Raw genomic sequence first — 24010 nt, 5'->3', positions numbered from 1 at the left:
TTAGGGTGACTACTTACTGCGTGCCACGTATTGGATGGCGTTGATGCTTTTTGAATTTTTGCAAACTCGCTTTTTCTAGTTCCTTAGCTTTGACGATCTGTCGTTCGCGATCGCGGTTAGCTAAGATTTGGGCGATCGCGCTTAACTTCAAATCGGGTTGAGTGACAATCTGGTGCAAAAGTATTTCTAAACGCTCTGCCATTTGGGTAATACTATTTGGCTCGAATAAATCGACTCGGTAGCCAAATGAACCGTGTAAACCTGCTAGACTTTCTTCCAATTCCAGCCGCAAGTCATACTTAGTCGTCTGATTGTCAATCTCTAATGGAGTCAAATGCAGTCCCGATAACTCTGGGGTTGGCATGGGGGCATTTTGGAGGACGAACCACACTTGAAATAGCGGATTGTAACTTGAGTGGCGATCGGGCTGCAATTCTTCCAGCAGTTTCTCGAAAGGCACGTCTTGGTAAGTATAGGCTTCTAAGGTACGCTGACGCACTCGACCCAGCAACTCTCGGAAACTCGGATCGCCGGACAAATCGGTACGCAGTACCAAAGTGTTAATGAAAAATCCAATTAGCTTTTCAACTTCTGGCTGGGTGCGGTTGGCGATCGGCGATCCAACTGAAATATCTTCCTGTCCCGTGTAGGAATACAGCAATGTCTTGAATGCTGCTAGCAGAGTCATGAATAAGGTGACTCCTTCGCGCTGACAGAGATTTTGAATTTCTGCGGCTAAGGTTTTGGATAGGAGAAAAGATTGTTTTGCACCCCTATAAGTGCGGACTGGCGATCGCGGTTTATCTAGAGGTAGTTGTGTCAAGGGAGGAGCGCCGCTAAGTTGCTGCTTCCAGTAATTCAACTGAGTTTCCAGCACTTCTCCCTGTAACCATTGGCGCTGCCAAATGGCAAAGTCTGTATATTGGATTGTTAAGTCGGGGAGGGGCGAGGATTCCCCAGTGGTAAAAGTTTGATAGAGCGCCGCCAGTTCTCGAACGAGTATGCCCATAGACCAAGCATCGGAAACAATGTGATGCATTGTTAGTAGTAATACGTGTTCTGTATCGCCTACTTGCAGTAGCATCACTCTCAGTAATGCATCTTGAGCCAAGTCGAAGGGACGGTTTGCTTCCTGGCGAGCTAGTTTTTGCACTTGGGCTTCCCGTGTGGGATGCGATCGCAAATCTACGACTGGCAGAGATAAATTTAAAACTGGATCGATAACTTGAAATCCTTGTCCGTCAACTGTGACAAATTTAGTCCGCAAGGCGGCGTGACGCTGTACGATTCGATTTAAACTTTGTTCCAGCGCTGCGACATCGAGCCTACCTGTCAGGCGTACGGCTGCGGGCAAATTGTAAAACGGGTTGTTGGGTTCCAATTGGCTGAGGAGCCATAGTCGTTGTTGCCCGAAGGACAGGGGTAAATATCCCTGCTGCGAAACAGGCTCGATTGGTGGTGCTTCCCGTCCTCGTCCGAGCTTCATTGCTGTTTCCACGCGCTCGGAAAATTTAGCGATCGTTGGCGACTCAAACAAATAACGCAAGGGTAACTCGATCTCAAAAGCAGAACGCACCCGTGCCATAACTTGAGTTGCTAGCAGGGAATGTCCGCCTAACTGAAAGAAGTTGTCGTGAATACCCACTCGTTCTAACTTCAAGACATCACCCCAAATAGCAACTAGGAGCTGTTGAACGGGGGTACGAGCAGTAGTATCAGGCTTTAACTCAGCGCTAGCCGGATCGGGTGCGGGTAGGATTTGCCTGTTTACCTTACCATTGGGCAAGAGCGGTAGTGCTTCTAAAATGACAAAGTGGTTGGGAATCGCGTACTGGGGCAGTTTCTTTTCTAAAAAGCCGCGCAGTTGAGGTGCGATCGCCTGCTGCGAGTGCAACACGACATAAGCAACCAAACGGCGATCGCCTGGTTCGTCCTCCCGCGCCACAACCACAGTGTCTTTTACCTCTGGGTGTTGGCTGAGAACTGCCTCAACTTCTCCTAATTCGATCCGAAAACCCCTAATCTTGACTTGATGGTCGATCCGCCCGAGAAACTCAATATTTCCATCAGGTAAGTAACGAGCCAAATCGCCAGTTTTGTAAAGGCGAGAGTTGGAATTCGGAATTCGGAATTCGGAATTCGGAATTCGGAATGAATTTTGAATTTTGAATTTTGAATTTTCCCAAGGATTGGGAATAAATCGCTCTTGCGTCAAATCTGGGCGGTTGAGGTAGCCTCGGGCTACGCCAGTGCCACCGATATAGAGTTCGCCAGGAATGCCGATGGGTACTGGTTGTAAACGGGGATCGAGGATGTAAATCTGCGTGTTGGCAATGGGACGACCGATAGGTACAGTTCTTAAATGGCTATTTTTTTGGCACTGCCAGAATGTCACGTCGATCGCCGCTTCTGTGGGACCGTACAAATTATGCAATTCACAATCTAGATGTTGAAAGAATTTTTCTTGCAGTCCAAGGCTGAGGGCTTCACCGCTACAGAAGACTCTCCGCAAGCGATCGCATCGATCTAAATCGCGATCGAGAAACACTTGCAACATGGAGGGGACAAAATGCACGGTGGTAATCTGCTCTTGGGCGATGATGTTAACTAAGTAATCGCGATCGCGATGTCCCCCAGGCTTGGCGATAATTAGACGTGCGCCAGTTAACAAAGTCCAGAAAAATTCCCAAACGGAAACATCAAAGCTAAACGGAGTTTTTTGCAGTACCCGATCTTGACTTGTCAGTTGATATGCCTGTTGCATCCACAGCAGGCGATTGCAAATGCCCCGATGGGTATTCATTGCCCCTTTTGGTTTTCCCGTAGAACCAGAAGTATAAATGACATATGCTAGGTTTTCCGACCGGAGATCGCTAACTGGATTCGTTTTTTGCTCTCTAGAAATTTTTTCCCACTCAGTATCCAAACAAATAACGTGCGTTTGACGATCGGGTAGTCCAGCGATCTGCTTTTCTTGAGTCAACAGCACTGCGACTTGGGCATCTTGCAGCATAAAAGCTAATCGTTCTGGGGGATATTCTGGGTCAAGAGGTACGTAAGCCCCTCCAGCTTTGAGAATTCCCAAGAGTCCGACTACCATTTCTAGCGATCGCTCCATGCAAATCCCCACCAGTACCTCTGGTTTGACTCCGAGTTGCTGTAGGTAGTGAGCGAGTGCATTTGCCCGCTGGTTTAACTCGCGGTAGGTGAGATGCTCGTTTTCAAAGACTACAGCAATGGCATCGGGCGTTTGCTCGACTTGCATTTCAAATAAATGATGCAGGCAAGTCGGTACGGGCGCACGGCTGTGCGCCCGTACAGGAGAATCGGGATTTGCTCGATTGTCGATTATATTCCAGTTGGTATTGTTCCATTCCACCAGGATTTGTTGTCGCTCTGCTGGTGTTAAGAGTGGCAAATCTCCGAGGCTGCGATCGGGATTTTCAGTAACGCCTGCTAGCAAGGTTTGGAAATGCCCAAGCATCCTGGCGATCGTGCTGCGATCGAACAGATCGGTATTGTATTCTAGACTGCCCGTCAACCCGCGATCGGTTTGGGTCATCCACAAAGTCAAATCGAACCTAGCAGTAGTACTATCCGTTTCCAACAGGTCTAGGGTCAAACCTGGTAGTTCCAAAGCTGACATCGGCACGTTGAGCGCAAACATCACTTGGAATAGAGGCGTATGGCTTAAGGAACGCTCTGGTTGCAATTGCTCTACCAACTGCTCGAAGGGTAGGTCTTGATGGGCATATGCTCCTAGAGCAACTTGACGCACTCGGCTCAACAGCTCTCGAAAACTGGGAGTACCTGCCATATTGGTACGCATGACCAAGGTATTCGCAAAGAATCCGATCGCTCCTTCAATTTCGCTCCGATTGCGGTTGGCAATGGGCGAACCGACGAGCAGATCTTCCTGTCCCGTGTGACGGTAAAGCAGGGTTTTGAATGCCGCTAACAATGTCACGTACAGGGTGACATCTTCCTGCCTGCTCAAATCTTTCAATGCCTCAGTTAAAGCTAGAGGCAAGGTAAAAGATTGCACTGCTCCTTTAAAAGTCTGAATTGCAGGTCGAGGACGGTCTGTAGGCAATTCCAAAATCGGGGCGCTGCCCTCTAGTTGCTGTTGCCAGTAAGCGAGTTGGGTTGCTAGAACTTCCCCTTGTAACCATTGCCGCTGCCAAACAGCAAAGTCTGCATATTGAATGGATAATTCTGGTAAGGGTGAGGGTTTGCCGCTAGCAAAAGCTGTGTAGAGAGCGGTGAGTTCGCGGATCAGTATGCCGTTAGACCAACCATCAGAGATAATGTGATGGATTGTAGATAGCAGTATATGCTCGGACTGGTTCAGCCGCAGGATGGTAAATCGTAATAGTGGAGCTTCTGCTAGGTTAAACGATCGCTTTGCCTCTGCTGTTGCAAGACGTTGCACTTCAACCTCCCGTTCTGCGGCAGGGAGTTTTTCTAAGTCGATGACTGGCAGTTTCAAGACTAAACTAGGAGCAATGACCTGGACTGGTTGCCCATCTACCTGATGGAAAGTCGTGCGTAAAACTTCGTGACGGCGCACGATTTCGTTAAAGCTTTGTTCTAATACTGGTAAATTCAGCGCTCCTACGATTCGCAGAGCAACGGCTTGGTTGTATAAGGGATTACCTGGCTCGAGGCGATCGAGGAACCACAACCGCTGTTGAGCAAAGGACAAGGGAAAAGTATTGGTGTCGCGACTTTGGGGCTGAATTTTGACAGACGAGACATTGCCGCGTTTCTGCCTCAGCCGTTGCAGTAGTAAATCGCGTTGCTCTGGAGATAGATTAGCAATATTGGCGATCGCGTCACTCATTTTCTGCTTCCTTCCCAATCGTTCGACTCTGTTTCGCTGGCAAGTAATGTTTGAATTTCTGCTTCCGAAAGCTGCTCTAGTTCTGCTAACGTTTGGGCGAGCAGTTCGCCGTCAGTCTCTTGGGCTAGTTTTTGGGCAATTTTCACGGCGAGATCGGCTACGGTCGGTGCAGCGAAAAAGTCGCGTAGGGGTAACTCGATCTCGAAAGCGTCACGCACGCGAGACACAACTTGAGTTACAAGCAAAGAGTGTCCGCCGAGGTCAAAGAAATTGTCGTTAATCCCGATTCGCTCTAGCCGCAAAACTTCCGCCCAAATTTCCACTAGAGATTTTTCTACAGGAGTCCGAGGTGCAACAAAAGTATCTGCTAAATCGGGTCTGGACGTGTCCGGTGCAGGTAGCGCTTGCCGATCCACCTTACCATTAGGAGTCAAAGGTAGTTGCTTCAACAGCACAAAAGCAGATGGCATCATGTACTCGGGTAGTTTATCCTTCAAGAACAAACGCAAATCGTTAGCGATCGCAGTGCTTTGACTGGGAACGACGTAAGCAACCAAACGGCGATCGTCTAGGTTATCTTCTCGAACGATGACAACAACTTCCCTGACCTGCGGGTGTTGTCTCAGTGCTGCCTCAACTTCTCCCAACTCGATGCGGAAGCCACGCACCTTGACCTGATCGTCCAGCCGTCCTAGAAATTCCAGGTTGCCATCTGGTAGGTAGCGCACTAGATCGCCAGTTTTGTAGAGGCGGGAATCGGAATTCGGAATTCGGAATTCGGAATTCGGAATTAATTTTGACTTTTCCCAGATGTTGGGAATAAATCGTTCTTGGGTCAAATCTGGACGGTTGAGGTAGCCCCGCGCTACGCCAGCACCAGCAATATATAATTCCCCTGGTACGCCGATCGGGACTGGCTGCAATTGCCGATCTAAGACGTAGACTTGCATATTCGCCAAGGGACGACCTAGCGGAACTGTTGCAGAATCGTGTTGCCTTGTCTCTTGTTGCCTTGTTTCTAAGGGATAGGTCAGCACGCCAACAGTTGTTTCTGTGGGTCCGTAGTGATTGATAATCCGGCAGGTTGGTGCGTACTGCTGGATTTGCTCGACGAGATTCCAACTTGCAGCCTCACCACCTAACACCAGGCATTGACGCGGCAGAATTTTGGCTGGGGAAGGCGATGCTAAAAGTGCCGCTAAGTGTGAGGGGACAATTTTGAGACAGTCGACTGCGTGGCGATCGCAGTAGTCTGCTAAGGCTACGGGGTCGGATGCCCGTTGTTGAGAGATGATATGCAGAAAACCCCCTTGACACAGAGCAGGAAATATGCAGGTATTACCTAAGTCAGCGGCAAAGGTAGACACGGTGGCAAAGCTAGCATCAGTGGGTAAGTTGAGTTGGGGGGCGATCGCATAAAAATAATTCAGGAGTTGCCGATGCTCGATCGCGACACCCTTGGGTTTGCCAGTCGAGCCAGAGGTGTATAGCACGTAGACGAGATTCTCAATGGTTACTTCACTTGTGGGATTCTCATCGCTATAGCGCCCAATTTCATCCCAATCTGCATCCAGACAAATTGCCCGTGCTGAGTGGGGTGGTAATGTCTCGACTAGGTGCTGTTGGGTCAAAACGATTGGTGCTTGCGCATCTTGCAAGCGGAAAGCCAAATTCTCTGCTGGCAATGCTGGATCTAGCGGTAGATATGCGCCACCAGCTTTGAGAATGCCTAAAAGTCCTACCAACGTTAAGAGCGATCGCTCTAGGTAAAGTCCCACCAGCACCTCTGGTTTGACTCCTAACTGCTGCAAGTAACGAGCGAGTTGATTAGCCTCAGCATTTAATTGAGCATAAGTCAATTGCCGATCTTCAAAGACAACAGCTATTTTGTCAGGCGATCGCTCTACCTGAGTTTCAAATAATTGGTGGATACATTTGTCAAGCGGGTAATCTATCTGTGTTTGATTTAATAGCAGTAATTGTTGGCGATCGCTCTGGCTGAGGATTTCTAACTGAGCGATCGCGATTTCTGGATTTTCGATTGCATGGGTTAATAAAGTTTGAAACTGGGCAGCTAAGCGTTGGATGGTATCTGCTAAAAAGTAATTAATATCATAATAAAATGCCGTACTCAGAGAATTGTCGCGTTGAGTACAGGTCAGTTTAACTTTAAACTGCTCGATGCAACTATACTGCTTGTCAAGCGAAAATGTTACGCCAGCAGTAGAAAATTTCTCCGGCAATTGCTCGAATTCAAAACCAATTGAGAACGCTAGAGTATTGTTGTTTTCTATCGATTTTGGCGTAAAATAATCTTGCCATTCCTCGGCTTGACTGAGAGTTTTTGCGGCTAATGCTACAACTTCTTGAAAGCGTAAATCTGGGACTAAATTGATTTTGGTTGGTAGCCAGGTAGCAAGTAACCCCATGACTCGATCGAGTTCTTCATATTCTCGGCGATCGCTAGCCACTCCGATCGCAATGTCCTGTTGAGTCAGCCGCCATAAAAGTGTTTGCCAACACGCTAGCAAGACGATCGCGATGGTAGTATCGAATTTACGCGCTAAGTCTTCAATTTGAGTTGCGAGAGTGGGAGCGATCGCCAATTCAAAACACTCAGGTTGAAATGTTGCTGGTTTTAAAGGCTTATTTTCAAAAGGGAGTTTTAATTCTAGGGAAGCAACTCGTTCGCGCCAATATGCATTAGCTTCCTCTGCATCTGCATCTGCAAGTAATTGATTTTGCCATGTCGAGAATTGGCAGTATTGTACGACTTCTGCCCCCAATTCCCGACCTTTTAGACAAGTGGAATAGGAATTGCCGATCTCAGCGACTAAATTTGCGATCGTCCGAGAATCGGCACACAGGGAAGGTAAGCAGACGTGCAAAACATGGAGATTTGGCGACAATTTCAGTAAAGATAACTGCAACAGCGAACCTGACTCGAAATCAAAACTATGGTTACATGCTTCTTGAAATAATGTTTCATAGCAATTCTCGATTGTGTGGATGACATTTGTAGGGGCGCACAGCTGTGCGCCCCTACAGACGCGTATTGCATCCAATTGAAAACTGCTATCAATTGCGATCGCTTGTGCATCTCGGTTCAGATCTACCACAGTCATAACTGGCAACTTCCGACCAGGTAGCCGCCTAAAAATCGTGCGGAAAATTTCATGTCGATGGACAATTTGCTCTAAAGCGGCTTTTAAAACTTCTGGCTGAAGCGCCCCTTCTATGGAAATAGCACACCCAGTTATGTAAGCAGGACTATTTTGCTGCAATAACCACAGGCGTTTTTGCTGGGGAGAAAGCTCAAAGCCGAGTGTAGTTTCAGTGTGCATAAGCTGTCTCCTTATTTTCGATATCGGCGCGATGAATCATTTCTCCCATTGCCACCACAATTTTGCGCGAACCTATATAGGGATTGCGTCCGTGAGCAGCCAAAATGTTATCTAGCATCAATACGTCTCCTTGTTGCCAAGGAAAACTAATTTCAGCCGCTTTGTAAACTGCTAAAACTTCTTCTATGACCGATGCTTCAATTGGAGAGCGATCGCCATAATAAAGCTGACGGGGGAGATTTTCCGCTCCAAATACAGACATTAACGATTCCCTCACATCCGCTTGTAAGTAAGATGGATGATGCAATTGGATTTGGTTGAAAAACACCGTCTCACCCGTCTGGGGATGGTTGATGACTGCCGGACGTACTTGGCAAGTTCTCAAACTACCATCGGGCTTCCACTCCACGCTCATTCCTGCTTTACGGCAGTATGCTTCTACTGCTGCGCGATCGTTTGTGTGAAAGAAATCTTGCCAACTTACATCCAAGTTGTCAGTGAAGTTGCGAACGTACATTAACTGTTTTTGAGCAAATTTTTGGCGCAGTTTTGGATCGAGCAGCTGATAAACTTTTCTGGAATCAACAATTGGTGTTTCTCCCCCTTGCGCGGCTGGCTGCATACAGAAAAACCAGATTTTTTGGGGATAACAGTGTAGGTGAGAACTTTCATTGTGAAACAAGATTGCTTGCTCGGATGGATAGGGGGTGGAGCCGTAAACTTTACCGGAAACGCCTTCACGCGGTAAATCGCCATACTCGCCGAATAACCCCGGACAGATGGCTTCAGCAAAACTTTCAAATTCAGAGGCAGAGGCAATCTTGAAATTACGGAAGAGGATCGCACCGTGATGCAATAACTTGGTTTCGATAAATTGCCGATCGCTCTTTGCCCAATCAATGCGATCGAAATCATCCACGGTTGGAGTAATGACTAAAGGTAATGTTGCCCCAGGTTGTAACAAATCGGTGGCGATCGCGCTATTTTGTGACAAATCCACGACTTTCGGTTGAACTGCCACAAACTTTTGCCGCTTGGCTGCTTTCTGCTGGCTCTTTTTCTCAGCTTGTCGGGCGATTTCAGCTTGAGTCTGCATTTCTAAACTATCGATCCGAGCTTCCGGCTGTGCCACAATGCTCTGAAGTAGCGTTTCAAAATGCTTTGACATCCGATTTATTGTCGCAGCATCGAAAAGATCGGTGTTGTACTGCCATTTCCCGACGATTCCCCGTTCTTTTTCCTCCACAAATAGCACTAGATCGAATTTAGCCGTGCCGTTGTCAATGTCTATCGGACTCAGAGTTAGTCCTGGTAACTCCAAGGCTGGCATTGTCGGCACGTTATCCATCACTAGCAATACCTGACAGAGAGGCGGACGGCTGCGATCGCGACATCGCAATGCATCTACTAGCCGTTCAAAGGGTAAGTCTTGGTGGGCATAAGCCCCTAAAGCTACCTCGCGCACGCGCCCCAGCAGTTCTTGAAAACCAGGATTACCCGACAGATTGATACGCAAGGCAAGGAGGTTGACAAAAAACCCAATTAACTCTTCTGTTTCCGGTTGGTTGCGGTTCGCGACATCCGTACCGACAACGATGTCATCTTGCTGTGTGTAGCGATGCAGCAGCGTCACAAAGGCTGCTAGTAGGGTGATGAATAACGTGCAATTTGCTTGGTGGCTTAAATTTCGTAGTGCTTGATGCAGGTTGGCTGGCAGCTCAAAAGATTGGTTAGCACCGCGAAAAGTCTGGAACTGCGATCGCGGTCTATCTGTAGGTAGCTGCAACACGGGTAAATTACCACTTAGCTGCTGTCGCCAGTAAGATAACTGAGTTTCTAGTACCTCCCCTTGCAATTGCTGGCGCTGCCAAACAGCGAAGTCGGCATATTGTATCGGTAGTTCTGGTAATGGTGAAGGTTTACTAGCAATGAAGGCTGCATACAAAGCTGCCAGTTCGCTAAAAAATATACCCGTTGACCAAGCATCGGTGACAATGTGATGCATCGTGCAGAGCAATACGTATTCTGTCTCATCTAGCTGTAGCAGCGTGCATCGTAGTAGCGGGTTTTGCGTCAAGTCAAAAGGCTGCTGGGCTTGCTCGGTTGCCAGGTGAAGGGCAGTTGTTTCTCGTTCGGCACTTGGCAAATGCCGCAAATCCACAACTGGGATCGTCAAGTGGAGGTGAGGGGCAATGACCTGGACTGGTTGCCCTTCAACTGTAGTAAAGGTAGTACGCAAAACTTCGTGTCGGCGAATAATTTCATTGAAACTCTGTTCCAGTGCTGCGACATTCAGTTCTCCGGCAATGCGGAGGGCGATTGGCTCGTTGTAACCAAAGTTGTTTGGATCGAGGCGATCGAGGAACCACAATCTTTGCTGGGCAAACGATAGCGGTAAATGCTCGTGGCGAGAAACAGGCACGATCTGGCGATCGCAGGGTAAAAAGCCTCCTGCTTGCATTTCTACTATACTTTCCTTCACGGCGGCGATCGCTTGCTCGATATCTACATCGGTGTGAGCAGTCGATAAAAAACAAGTGCGTCCTTCCCAGATGTAAATCCCTTTTTCTAATAGGTGATAGAAAAACAAATTCATCCAAGTGAGGTTAGGCGGATAAATAAACCGAAACAGCGAACCGAAATGGGCAACTTGAATTGGTAATTGCTTTTGCTCGAAGAAAGCATTAAGCGTTGCCGCTAACTTTGCGGTTTTTGCTGCTAATTCTGCTTGTAGTTGCGCTCCACTTTGCTTGATATGGTTAAGGACTGCCCAAACACCAGCCACGACCAAAGGATTTTTGAAAAAGGTTCCGGCGAAATAAGTCGTTTCCACTTGCGGATAAGACGCATCTCCATAATTCCAAAAGCCGCCATCCAAGACATCCATCAATGCCGCTTTGCCAGCAACTACTCCAACTGGCAAACCAGAGCCAAGCGCCTTTCCATATGTGGACAGGTCTGCTTGAATTCCCCATAATGCTTGAATACCACCAGGATGCATTCGGAAGCCAGTAATCACCTCATCAAAAATGAGTACGGTTCCTGTTTCTTGAGTCAACTGCCTTAATTCGTAAAGATATTCTTGAGGTTGAAAATCGGGTCTGCGGCTTTGTACGGGTTCGACTAGCACAGCTGCCAAGTCCTGAGCGTGGGTTTTCAACAGCTGGAGAGATTCAGGACTGCCATATTCGAGTACCATCACCTTGTCCGTCATGTGCTGCGGAATGCCTGGAGCAATTGGCACGGTACGCAAACCGTTTGCTGTTGGTACTCCCGTGACCAAAACCTCATCTAAGTTGCCGTGATACGAACCCGCAAACACCGCAATTTTGGAGCGTCCTGTCGCGGTACGGGCGATCCGAATTGCTGCCATCACCGCCTCTGTACCGTCGTTACAAAAAGTTACTCTTTCTTGACCCGTCAACTGGCAAAATAACTGAGTCACCTGACCCGTAAGACGTGACTGCGGACCATTTTGCATCCCTTGCTGGATCTGTGCTTGAATCGCCTCCACGACAAAAGGTGGTGAATGACCGAATAGCAACGGACCAAACCCCATTGACAGATCGATGTATTCGTTGCCATCAACATCCCAAATTCTCGCTCCAGCAGCACGCTGGACGTGAATTGGGTACAACATCTCTTTGATGGGGAGACGAAACCCTGTAATCGATCTAGGATTAGCTAAGTAAGGACGAGCAGCTTGCGTCAGTTTTTTCGATTCTTGGGTTCGCTTGACAACTCGCGCAATTAATGCGTCTAAATGCCGTTGCTGGTGAGGGCTTAAACCCGTATCCCCCTGTTGGGAACTCATAACTGGTTTGCGTTCAATTGTTGGCGCGATCGCCTGCTGAGCCTGATTCATAGCAGATAAAGAGCGATCGCGCTTTACCTCAGATGACGTAGAGCGTAGTACTTCTAGCTGTTTGGACATAACCTCTAGCTGTCGTGCAATCAGCTTGGCGATCGCCTGAGAGTTGTTAGAACTTTGTGCAGCAGCCATTTCTCGCACTGGTGTAGATATTGCTTCTACAGGCATCGCTTCTACAGGCATCGTTTCGGGAAGCGGAGAAGGTGCTGATTTTTCTTCCTCGAATGGCATCTGTTGAGCTATGTATGTAGCCAATGCTTCAAGCGTTGACAACTCTCCCATCAATAAGCGAAAAGGAATCTCAATTCCAAAACGATCTCGAACAGAACGACTAAATTGAGTTAATAACAGAGATTCCAAACCCAATTCAAGAAAATTGCTATGAATATCTATCGCCTGAGATTCTATTCCCAGCCAACCGCTCAAAATATCCTTGAGCGCTGAAACGACTTTATCAAACCGTGAATTATCTGAAGAATTAAGCATTAGTAAGTCAAAAGTCAAAAGTCAAAAGTTAAAAGTCAAAAATTGTAGGGGCGGGTTTACGAAGTCTCTGTGTCTCCAACAAATATTTCCGATAAACTCGCCCGTACAAAAGTCAAAAGTGTAAAATTCGCTAGATTGATGGCGAGCTAGTTCTGCAAGTAGAGAGGCTATGTTAACCGGATTTTATGTTATGCACAAAATCTAGCTGTTGAGACATCAGATCGAGCTGGCGATCGAGGATTTCTTCTATCGCTAATTCAGAGAAATTTTGTTTATCTTCTACACCTGTGAAATTATCTAATGCATCTGTAGAATCATCCAAAGATTCAACAACAGAAGAGTTTTGTAATTCTATATTTGGGGAGGATGTTTGAGTCCTATTGCGAATCGATAGTTGGCGATCGCGATTATTATCAGGATCGGGTTCAACCCAAAAACGCTGGCGCTCAAAAGGATAAGTCGGCAAGGGCAAGCGAGAACGCCGCTGAGGGCGATAAAATCCCTGCCAATCTACCTTAACCCCATGAAGCCACAACTGCCCCAAACTCTCTAACAACAGCGCTACATCCGATTGCTGTTGTTGGGGATGGCGCAGTGACGACAACACCACTGGCTTTGATGCTTGAGCCTGCCGTCGCGCCAACGTACTCAAGCTGGTTCCCGCTCCCACCTCCAGCAGAATGTGTCCGGGTGGCTGCATCAACTGCTGCAATCCATGCGCAAACCGCACCGTGTGACGCAGATGCTTCACCCAATAACTGGGATCGGTTGCTGCCTCAGTAGTTATCCACGTTCCCGTGACGTTAGACAAAAACGGGATTTGCGGCACTTGGAGACGCACTTGTTCGACTCGTTGCCCAAAAGGTACAAGTACCGCTGCCATCATCGGCGAGTGGAACGCATGGGAAGTATGCAACAGACGAGACTCTATCCCTTGGGCGGATAAGCGTTGCTGCAAGTTCTCGATTGCTTCTTTAGTGCCAGAAACGACACAAGTATTCGGAGCATTGACGGCTGCTAGCGATAACTGCTCGTCCAGTAGGGGTAGGACTTGTGCTTCACCCAGTGGCACGGCAAGCATTTTCCCTGCTGGTAACTGCTGCATCAACTGTCCTCTAGCTGCCACCAGCGATAGTGCTTCTTCTAGAGAAAACACCCCGGCAATCGTAGCGGCGACATATTCCCCGATGCTGTGACCGAGTGCTGCCACTGGACGCACGCCCCATGACATCCACAATTGCGCCAGGGCATATTCGACCACAAAAATCGCGGGTTGAGTCAGTGCGGTTTGTTGCAGTTGTGCGGTTGCCGTTGCGGTTTGTGAGTCGTGGGGGTAGAGAATCGAGCGTAAATCTAGCCCCAGTAGGGGTTGTAGCATCTCGCAGCACTCATCCACCTGCTGGCGAAATCTCGGTTCGGTTTCGTAGACTTCCCGTCCCATATTCACGTATTGCGTCCCCTGTCCGGGAAACAGGAACGCTACCGCAGGCTGTTGAGAACCATCCAGGCGAACCACTGGTGCTGGCGCGGCTGATTCTAAAGCTGTAACTGCATCCTTGCCGTCTCGGACTACGACTGTGCGGCGATGGTCGAACGCCTGACGACCAATCGCCAGAGTATAAGCCACATCCGCTAGATTCACCTCTGGATGTTGCCCTAAGTGATGAGCTAAATTCGCGCTCGCCTTCTCCAAAGCATTTGCAGTTTTCGCCGACAAACACAGCAAGTGACATGGACGTTCACCTGTATCCTGGCAATTTTGACTTTTAACTTTTGACTTTTGACTTTCTCCAGGTGCTTCTTCCACAACGACGTGGGCATTCGTGCCACCAATGCCAAAAGAACTGACTCCAGCGCGGCGCGGAATGCCGTTGGTTTTCCATTCTTGTAGCTGAGTGTTGACGTAGAAAGGACTATTGGTGAAGTCAATTTCTGGATTGGGTTGTTCAAAGTGTAGACTAGGCGGGATCTGTTTGTGTTTCAGTGCTAAAACCGTCTCGATCAAACTCGCCACACCCGCAGCAGCATCCAAATGTCCGAAATTCGTTTTTACCGAGCCGATCGCGCAAAATTTTTGTTGGGTACTCGTAGCAAAAGCTTGTGTTAGGGCTGCAATTTCAATCGGATCGCCTAGAGGTGTTCCCGTGCCGTGGGCTGCTATATAAGTAACTGTATCTGGTGCAACCCCAGCGATCGCCTGAGCTTCTGCGATCGCAGATGCTTGTCCATCGACGCTAGGAGCTGTATAACCAACTTTGACAGCCCCATCGTTATTAATTGCCGAGCCTTTAATCGCGGCGTGAATGCAGTCACCATCAGCAATAGCATCCTCTAATCGCTTCAGGACGACAATCCCCAGTCCGCTACTGCCAATAGTACCTTGAGCTTGAGCGTCAAAAGCGCGGCAATGTCCGTCAGGAGAAAGAATCATCCCTTCTTGATACAAATACCCAACCTTTTGCGGAATGCGAATAGAAACGCCACCAGCCAAAGCCATGTCACACTCGCCGTTTAGTAAACTTTGGCAAGCCAAGTGAACCGCAACTAAAGAAGTAGAACAGGCGGTTTGTACGTTAACGCTCGGTCCTTTCAGGTTGAGCTTGTAAGAAATGCGTGTAGGCAGAAAATCTTTGTCGTTGGCGATCGCCAGTTGAAAAGCCGCTGCTAAATCTGGGGAGTTCAGGTTGGCATAAAGGTTGTGGAGCAAATAAGTATTCATGCCAACACCAGCATAAACGCCAATCGAACCACTATAGGTTTTAGCGTCATAACCCGCACTTTCTAGCGCTGTCCAGGCATTCTCTAGAAACAGGCGCTGTTGTGGGTCTAAAATCTCAGCTTCTCTGGCGCTAATGTCGAAAAATGCCGCATCAAATAGTTCGATATCCGGTAGAACGCCACCAGCTTTAACATAATTAGGATGACTCAACAATTCGGAGTCTACACCTGAAGACAATAACTCGCGATCGCTAAAAACGGAAATAGATTCTACGCCATCTCGAAGATTCTGCCAAAATGCATCAGGATTATCTGCCCCTGGAAAACGGCATGACATACCAATAATGGCGATATCTGTCTGATTGAGGGAGTCAAGTGAATACTTACTCATTTCAATCCCTCCCCCGTTCGTTTGTAGCTCGATGCATTTGTCTGAATTGCCTTTTTTGTTGCCGTGCTGAGGCGCGATCGCTACGAGTTGCAGCGCGATTTTGACCTAATTGAGAATTCAATTTTTCGCGCGATCGCCGATTTAAATAATTAGCTAAAGCTTTAATAGTGGGATATTTAAACATATCAATCACAGACAGTTCTCGATCGAAGATTTGATTCAATTTCACCTGTACCTTGACCAAAAGTAATGAATGCCCACCTATGTTAAAGAAATTGTCATCAATCCCTACTTTTTCTAGTTGCAGCATTTCTTGCCACACAGCAGCGATAACTCGTTCAGTTTCCGTTTGAGGTACAACATAAGCCTCTACCAACTCCGGGCGATTTGTTGGTGCAGGCAACGCATGACGGTCTAGCTTACCATTGGGAGTCAGCGGCATCGTTTCCAACATCACAAAAGCTGACGGCAGCAGATAATTAGGTAGTTTTTCCTTGAGAAAACTTTGCAGTTCGTTAGTCGTAAGGATTTGTCCTTGGCTGGGAACAATATACGCTACTAAACGCTTATCTTCTAAATGGTCTTCCCATACAGTGACTGCTATTTCCCTCACCTTTGGATGTTGAGCCAAAATTGCTTCAATTTCTCCTAATTCAACGCGAAAACCGCGAATTTTGACTTGGCGATCGATCCGTCCCAGAAACTCAATATTTCCATCTGGTAGGTAACGAACTAAGTCCCCGGTTTTGTAAAGGCGGGAGTTGGAATTCGGAATTCGGAATTCGGAATTCGGAATTAATTTTGACTTTTGACTTTTGAATTTTGACTTTTCCCAAGGGTTGGGAATAAATCGTTCTTGGGTCAAATCTGGACGGTTGAGATAGCCTCGCGCTACGCCAGCACCACCGATATAGAGTTCGCCAGGAACACCGATGGGGACGGGTTGAAGATATCGATCTAGTACGTATACCTGGACGTGAGGCATAGGTCGCCCAATCGGTATTTCTCGAAGGCGATCCCCCCAACCCCCCTTTTGAAGGGGGGCAATCAGATCCTTCCCACCTTCCTGATTCAGGGGGGCAATCAGATCCTTCCCACCTTCCTGATTCAGGGGGGCAACGAGATCCTTTCCACCTTCCCGATTGCGGAGGGCAAGATCCCCCCCCTTGTTAAGGGGGGCAAGGGGGGATCGCGCGTGGCTGTGTGATAATTTACAAATAGTTGCTTCTACAGTCGTTTCAGTGGGACCATAAGCATTTATGAGTTGAGGGCGATCGCCTACATACCCGTACCAAGAACTTAGCTTTTCCGGTAGCGCCCGCTCTCCGCCAAAAATTACCAAGCGCAACGAATCGGGTAATGTCAAATTGGCGTTTGCTAATTCAGTCGTTAACTGATGCCAGTAAGCTGTTGGCAGATCTAACACTGTCAGTCCCCAATCCCAGCACTTTTGCACGAATGTAGCTATGGTCAACATTTCCTCAGTTCGTAGCACCAGTGTTCCGCCACAGCTCAAGCAGGGATAAATTTCTTCTGCTGCTACGTCAAAACTCAGAGAAGCAAACTGCAAAACGCGATCGCACCGATCGATCTCATATTCAACAATTGCAGACTTTGTAAAACTAACTAAAGACTTATGTTGAATCGCCACTCCTTTAGGCTTGCCTGTAGAACCTGAAGTATAAATGACATAAGCCAAATTTTCTGGCTTAACTTCATTAGCAGGATTGTCCTCGTTCTCCTGAGATATTGCTTGCCAATCTGCATCTAAACAGATTGTATGAGCTTGATGCTCGGGAAGATATTCCAATAACTTTTTCTGAGTTAACAGCACCGTTACACCCGAATCGGCTATCATCCAAGCTAAGCGCTCTTGGGGATAGGCTGGATCTAGCGGTACATAAGCTCCACCAGCTTTGAGAATGCCCAAAAGTCCTACAACCATTTCTAGCGATCGCTCGACGCAGATCCCCACCAGGGTTTCTGGTTTCACGCCTAGTTTCTTTAAATAGCGTGCCAGTTGATTAGCTTGTCGATCCATCTGACGATAAGTTAGCTGCTTGTCTTCTAACACCACCGCCACAGCATCGGGGGTGCGCTCCACTTGAGCAGCAAACAGTTGGTGAATGCAAATATCTTTTGAATCGTCTGCTGAGGAGCGATTCCACTCTACAAGTTGCTGCCACTCCCACGAAGTTAATATAGGTAAATCTGAAATACACCGATCGCGATCGGCAACAATCCCTTCTAGTAATGTCTGAAAATGTCCCACCATCCGCGCGATCGCGTCAGCCTCGAATAAATCCGTGTTATATTCCAGCCGTCCAATTAACCCCGATTTTGTTTCTGTCAAATCGAGAGTCAAGTCAAACTGTGCCGTAGGACTATCGATCCTTACAGGATGCATGGTTAAATCTGGCAACTTTATATCTGCGATCGGCACATTTTGAAAGACAAACATCACCTGGAATAATGGCGAGTAACTCAAATCTCGCTCTAGCGGCAATGTTTCCACCAACTTTTCAAAAGGTAAGTTTTGATGCGTATAAGCTCCTAAAGCCACTTCTCGCACTCGTTTTAACAACTCTCGAAAGCTGGGATTGCCAGATAGATCGGTACGCAACACTAATGTATTGACAAAAAAACCAACTAGTGATTCAGTCTCAGCCCGATCGCGGTTAGCAATTGGCGAACCGACTAGGATATCGATCGCTCCCGTATAGCGGTGTAATAAGATATTGAAAGCCGCTAGCAACGTCATAAATAGGGTAGCTTCTGCCTGTTGGCTGACAGACTTCAACGCTGCGGTCAGAGACGAAGGTAACGTAAAGACTTGCGTTGCCCCTCGGTAGGTCTGGACTGGCGGACGCGGACGGCTAGGGAGTTGCAACACGGTTGGCGCACCGTCCAATTGCTGCTGCCAATAAGACAGCTCAGTTTCCAACACCTCTTTTGGCGATCGCTGGCGTTGCCAAACGGCGAAATCTGCATATTGGATTGGCAGATCGGGCAGTGGTGAGGGTTTACCGCTGGCAAAGGCTGTGTAAAGCGCTTGCAACTCGCGGAAAATTACAGCGAACGTCCAAGCATCCGCGATAATGTGATGGATTACAACTAGTAGAAAGTACTCATTCCGATCCAATTGTAGTAACTTCCATCGCCACAACGCCCCTTGAGTCAGATCGAAGGGTCGCTCTTGTTCTGCGCTTATCAAGCGCTGCATCTCAACTTCCCGATCTGCTACGGGGAGCGATCGCAAATCTACAACTGGGAGCGTAAAATTCCAGCTAAGTGAAATAACTTGAGTTGGTTGTCCGTTCGCAATAGCAAAATTAGTCCGCAAGATTTCGTGACGCTGAATAATTTCCCTCAAGCTTTGCTCTAAAGCTGCAACGTCGAGCGTACCTTCAATTTTCAGCGCCCCAGCTAAGTTATAAACCGCACTCTTGTCCCCCATTTGCTCTAGGAACCAAATCCTTTGCTGAGCAAAAGACAAGGGTAAATCTCCATTTCGAGCAGCAGGACAGATCGGCTGAATTTGAGTTGTATGCAAGCATTTCAGAATTTCTGCTTTGCGCGATCGCATTTCTGCTAACAATTCCGGTGTCAGCGTTCCTGATGGAGCGCTATAACGCAATCGTTCGCCATCGAGCCAGATTTTTACATCTAAACTGCGACAATAGGATAAAAACTCATCAATATTCATAGTTCTCCCTCCTCGCGATCGCCTACCAGAACTGTTTCGAATCCCAACATTTTCGCGATCGCTTCAGGATATTTTTTCTGCAAGTATGTAGCAAACTCGGCAACAGTTGGCGCTTCAAAAATTGCTGAAATATGCACGATCTGCCCCATTTGTTTTTGGAACTGGTTGATAAATGTCATCCCATTAATCGATTCACCACCCAAATCGAAAAAGTTATCGTGAATTCCTACTTGCTCGATCCCGAAAAGTTGTTGCCAGAGGTTAGCAATTGTTTGTTCCAGGCGATCGCGCGGCGCGACATAGCAATTCGGTAAATTCGGTCTAGAGTATGCCGAGGATAAACTGTCTTGCTTGGGAATATCCGTTTCGCGTAGTTTCACTTGAATCGAGCGATCGATCCTGCTTTGTAAATCTCCCGTTGAAACAACTACCTGCTCGAATTCAGCTTGGGATAAAATTCGTTGCAAAGCATCTATTCCTTCTTCCGATGCGATCGCGAATTCAGCCAAACTAGCACTAGTAAAAATATTTTTGTTATTTTTAAACTGCCAGATATCCCAGTTTACACCAATCCAAGGAATCGAATTATTTTGCTTCTGCTGATGGATAAAAGCATCCATAAACAGATTCGCAGCCGCATAAGCAACAGAACCCAAGCCTCCTAAAACAGAGGACAAAGAAGACATCAACAAGCAAAAATCTAGTTGTTTTTCCTGTAAAACCTTTTCTAATACCAATAATCCATAAACCTTCGATTGAAACTGCTGCCTGCAATTGATTATTTCAATCTTTTCAATAGTGCTAAACGCTCTTTCTCCCAAAACTCCAGCAGCGTGAATCACACCATTAAGCTGACCAAATTGCGACTCAGCTTGAGCGATAACAGCTTGCATTTGTTGGATGTCAGCCACATCAGCAGCAGCTACCATCACCCGTGCGCCCAATGTTTCTAACCGTTGAACTTTCCGAATTTTGCCACTAATTTCATCATCTTCATCGTGAGTCGCCAGCCATTTTTCCCACTCATCTTTCGTCGGAAAAACCGCTCGCCCCGTCAGAATCAACTTCGCCTTGACACTCTTAGCCAAATACTCCGCCAACACTAATCCAATGTTGCCAAGTCCACCAGTAATCAGATAGACTCCACCCGTTCTAAGGAGTGCAGATGTATTTGTTTTTGGTAACTTAACTGATTCAAACGCTTGTACCCAACGCTGCCCCTTTCGATAAGCGATCGCCACATCAGCAGACACATCTACCTTAAGCGCCCTTTGCGCCTTTGCGTCTAACGCTTCGCTTCGCCTTCGGCTAATGCGTGACACCAAATCTTCTGCTTGACTTGGGATCGACTCCCCCAACAACCGCTCCACTAGCTTCTCCGCATCAGAAATCATCACATCAATACTGCGACAGCGAATCTGGGGATATTCTTGCCCAATTACCTTCACCGCTGCCAATACAGTCGCTTTCTCTGGAGACACAATTTCTTCTGCCGTCACGCCGTGAAGATGGTTAGAGACAACCGTTAATTGCAAGCGATCGCCCAAATTTTGCTTCCCCAATGCTTGAGCGAGAAACAGCAAACTATAGAATCCCCTAACTTGCGATCGCTCAAATATTTCAACATCCAACGCTATCTGGGTAGGGGGTGCAAGCGTCCACAAATGAATAATTGAATCTGGAAGCTGTTGTCGTGCGTGCAGTGCTTGCAGCAAAGCCTCGTAATCTGACGCTTGTTGTGGGTTGAGCGCGAAGACATTCTCTTCCAAAAGCTCAAATTGAGGGCCGACGCGCACGGCGATCGCCACTTGCCCTTGTTGCCGTAATCGCTGAACCAACGCCTCACCCAAACCGCACTCGTCAATAAACACAAGAGTGCATGAGTTTTGCACCTGCTGCGACTGACGCGACAAGGCGATCGAGCGTTTCCATGTAGGGATGTAAAACCAATCGGTAATATCAGGCTTTTTACCCAAACTTACTGGGGTGCTACCAACCGATTGCTCTGGCGGATCGATCCAATAGCGCTGACGCTCAAAGGGATAAGTTGGTAACGGCAAGCGATCGCGTTTCTCACCAGCATAGAAACCAGACCAATCGACTTGCACTCCTATCAACCAAAGCCGTCCTAGCGTATTCAGCAAAAATGCTACGTCCGATTGTTGCTCTTTCGGATGGCGCAGCGAAGTAAATCCAACCCTGCTAGATGCTTGCTGTTTCACTAAAGTGTTTAACGTCCGTCCGGGTCCCACTTCCAGAAAAATCGCCCGCTCGTCTTTTAACAACTCGGCAATTCCCTCAGAAAACTGCACTGAAAAGCGCAGATGTCGCACCCAATAATTAGGATCTGTCGCTGCTTCTGGTGTAATCCAAGTACCTGTAACGTTAGAAATAAAAGGAATTTGGGGAGGAGACAACTTGACTTTTTGCACCGCAGTCTGAAAAGGTGCGGCGATCGCCTCCATCATTTGAGAATGAAAAGCATGGGAAGTATGCAGGCGGCGACAGTCTATCCCTTGTTGTGTCAGTTGGCGTTCCAGTTGCTCCACAGCCTCTACCGAACCCGATACAACGCTTAGAGACGGAGCATTACTTGCTGCTAAAGAAAGATTGTCATTCAAGAGCGATCGCGCCTCATCCGCCGATAAACTCACGGAGAGCATTGCACCCCTGGGAAGCTGTTGCATCAACTGTCCGCGAGTCGCCACCAGCAACAAAGCATCTTTGAGAGAAAAGACTCCAGACAGACACGCCGCTACATATTCTCCAATACTGTGACCGATCGCGGCTTGCGGTTGTACTCCCCACGACATCCACAATTTAGCCAAGGCATACTCAATGACAAACAATGCTGGTTGGGTAATTGCAGTTTGCTGCAACTGCTGCACTGCTTCTGTGTCTGCTGCTGTTGGGTACAAGCAAGAACGCAAATCGATATCCAAATGGGATTGGAGGAGATCGAAACAGCGATCGCACTCTTGCCGAAAGATCGCCTCACTTTGATAGAGTTCCCCAGCCATGTTAATGTACTGCGCTCCCTGACCGGGAAACATAAACACGACGGAGCGGCTACCCAATTCCTTGACTTGAGTAAAAACTCGTTGCGGCGCAACTGATTCCAGAGCTGTGACTGCATCCTCACCGTCTCGTACGACAACCATTCGACGGCGATCGAACGCCCTCCGACCGATCGCCAAAGTATAAGCCACATCCGCCAGATTCACATCTGGATGCTGCTTGAGATAATTCGCTAAATTAACCGTAGCCTTCTCCAGCGCCGACTCAGTTTTCGCCGACAAACACACCAAGTGACAAGAACGTTCACCTGTATCCTGGCAATTTTGACTTTTAACTTTTGACTTTTGACTTTCTCCAGGTGCTTCTTCCAAGACAACATGAGCATTCGTACCACCAACACCAAAAGAACTAACTCCAGCCCGTCGCGGAGTGCCGTTTGCCTTCCATTCCCGTAATTTGGTATTGACATAAAACGGGCTATTTGCAAAATCAATTTGAGGGTTAGGCTGCTCGAAGTTGAGGCTAGGAGGTATCAACTTGTAATGGAGAGCTAAAACTGTTTTGATGAAGCCTGTAATTCCAGCCGCCGCATCTAAATGCCCGACATTGGTTTTCACCGAACCGATCGCGCAGTAACCTTTTTTATCGGTACTAGCTCGAAAAGCCCTTGTCATCGCCGCAATTTCAATTGGATCTCCTAAAGCAGTTCCAGTACCGTGAGTTTCCATATAAGAAATTGTTTCTGGCTTCACTTCAGCCACGATCTGAGCTGCTCGAATCACCTTGGCTTGTCCTTCCTCGCTAGGTGCTGTGTAACCAACTTTTAAAGCACCATCATTGTTAATTGCCGAACCTTTAATAACTGCATAAATATAGTCTCTATCTGCGATCGCATCTTCCAATCGCTTCAGGACAACAACCCCAATCCCATTCCCTCCAATAGTGCCATTTGCCCTAGCATCAAAAGCACGGCAATGTCCGTCAGGAGAAACAATTTCCGATGGAGATAGTGTTAATTCATTTTGAGGAACTTTGACAGAAACACCAGCCGCCAAAGCCATTTTACATTCACCGCTCAGCAAACTTTGACAAGCTGAGTGAACTGCTACTAAGGAACTAGAACAAGCAGTTTGAATACTAACACTTGGTCCTCTAAGATTTAATTTATAAGAAGCGCGAGTAGGAACGTAATCTTTATCGCTAATCAGTAACTCTTGTAAAGAACCGCTCGACTGCGATACTTCCTGATGGGGAAACACATTGTAGAGGAAATAAGTACTCCTCCCAACTCCCGCATAAACTCCAATCGAACTCTCCTCGGTTTCAGAATCATATCCTGCATTTTCTAAAGCTTCCCAAGCACATTCTAAAAACAAACGGTGCTGTGGGTCTATGGTTTCAGCTTCTCTAGGATTCACGCCAAAAAACGCAGCATCAAATAATTCTATATCATCCAACACACCCCCCGCTTTGATTGGAGATTTGGAGCGATCGCAACCATTAGAAGTTAAATTGATTGCTTCTCGCTCTCGATTAGAGAAAACTGAAACTGCCTCCACTTCATTTAACAAATTTTGCCAAAAATCCTCAACATTATTGGCTTCAGGAAAACGTCCTGAAACACCAATCACAG

The 24010-nt window shown here is 47.5% G+C and carries 6 protein-coding genes; all 6 read right to left on the bottom strand.

Features of this window, described 5'->3' with window-relative positions; translation table 11 throughout:
* Positions 1 to 13 precede the first annotated feature (13 nt).
* Entirely contained in the window at positions 14 to 4843 is a 4830-nt protein-coding gene (locus C7Y66_RS09385; RefSeq protein WP_106545372.1) for a non-ribosomal peptide synthetase, read from the bottom strand.
* Entirely contained in the window at positions 4840 to 8187 is a 3348-nt protein-coding gene (locus C7Y66_RS09380) for a non-ribosomal peptide synthetase (RefSeq protein WP_106545371.1), read from the bottom strand. The genes C7Y66_RS09385 and C7Y66_RS09380 overlap by 4 nt, the downstream gene beginning before the upstream one ends.
* The gene (locus tag C7Y66_RS32365) at positions 8177 to 12544 is read right to left on the bottom strand and encodes an aminotransferase class III-fold pyridoxal phosphate-dependent enzyme (protein WP_106545370.1); all 4368 of its coding nucleotides are present in this window, start codon (positions 12542 to 12544) and stop codon (positions 8177 to 8179) included. The genes C7Y66_RS09380 and C7Y66_RS32365 overlap by 11 nt, the downstream gene beginning before the upstream one ends.
* Before the next feature lie 172 nt (positions 12545 to 12716).
* Positions 12717 to 15653, bottom strand: a complete 2937-nt coding sequence (locus C7Y66_RS09370) for a type I polyketide synthase (RefSeq protein ID WP_106545369.1) — start codon at positions 15651 to 15653, stop codon at positions 12717 to 12719.
* A 1-nt stretch (position 15654) separates the two neighbouring features.
* Positions 15655 to 19359, bottom strand: coding sequence for a condensation domain-containing protein (locus C7Y66_RS09365; protein ID WP_106545368.1), 3705 nt, complete (start codon positions 19357 to 19359; stop codon positions 15655 to 15657).
* Positions 19356 to 24008 (bottom strand): type I polyketide synthase, encoded by a 4653-nt coding sequence (locus C7Y66_RS09360; protein WP_233222601.1) that lies wholly within the window; start codon positions 24006 to 24008, stop codon positions 19356 to 19358. The genes C7Y66_RS09365 and C7Y66_RS09360 overlap by 4 nt, the downstream gene beginning before the upstream one ends.
* Positions 24009 to 24010 lie beyond the last annotated feature (2 nt).

Origin of the sequence: Chroococcidiopsis sp. CCALA 051 (assembly GCF_003015105.1) — a bacterium.
Classification (GTDB): Bacteria; Cyanobacteriota; Cyanobacteriia; order Cyanobacteriales; family Chroococcidiopsidaceae; genus Chroococcidiopsis; species Chroococcidiopsis thermalis.
This window is presented reverse-complemented; position numbering and strand designations above follow the sequence as displayed.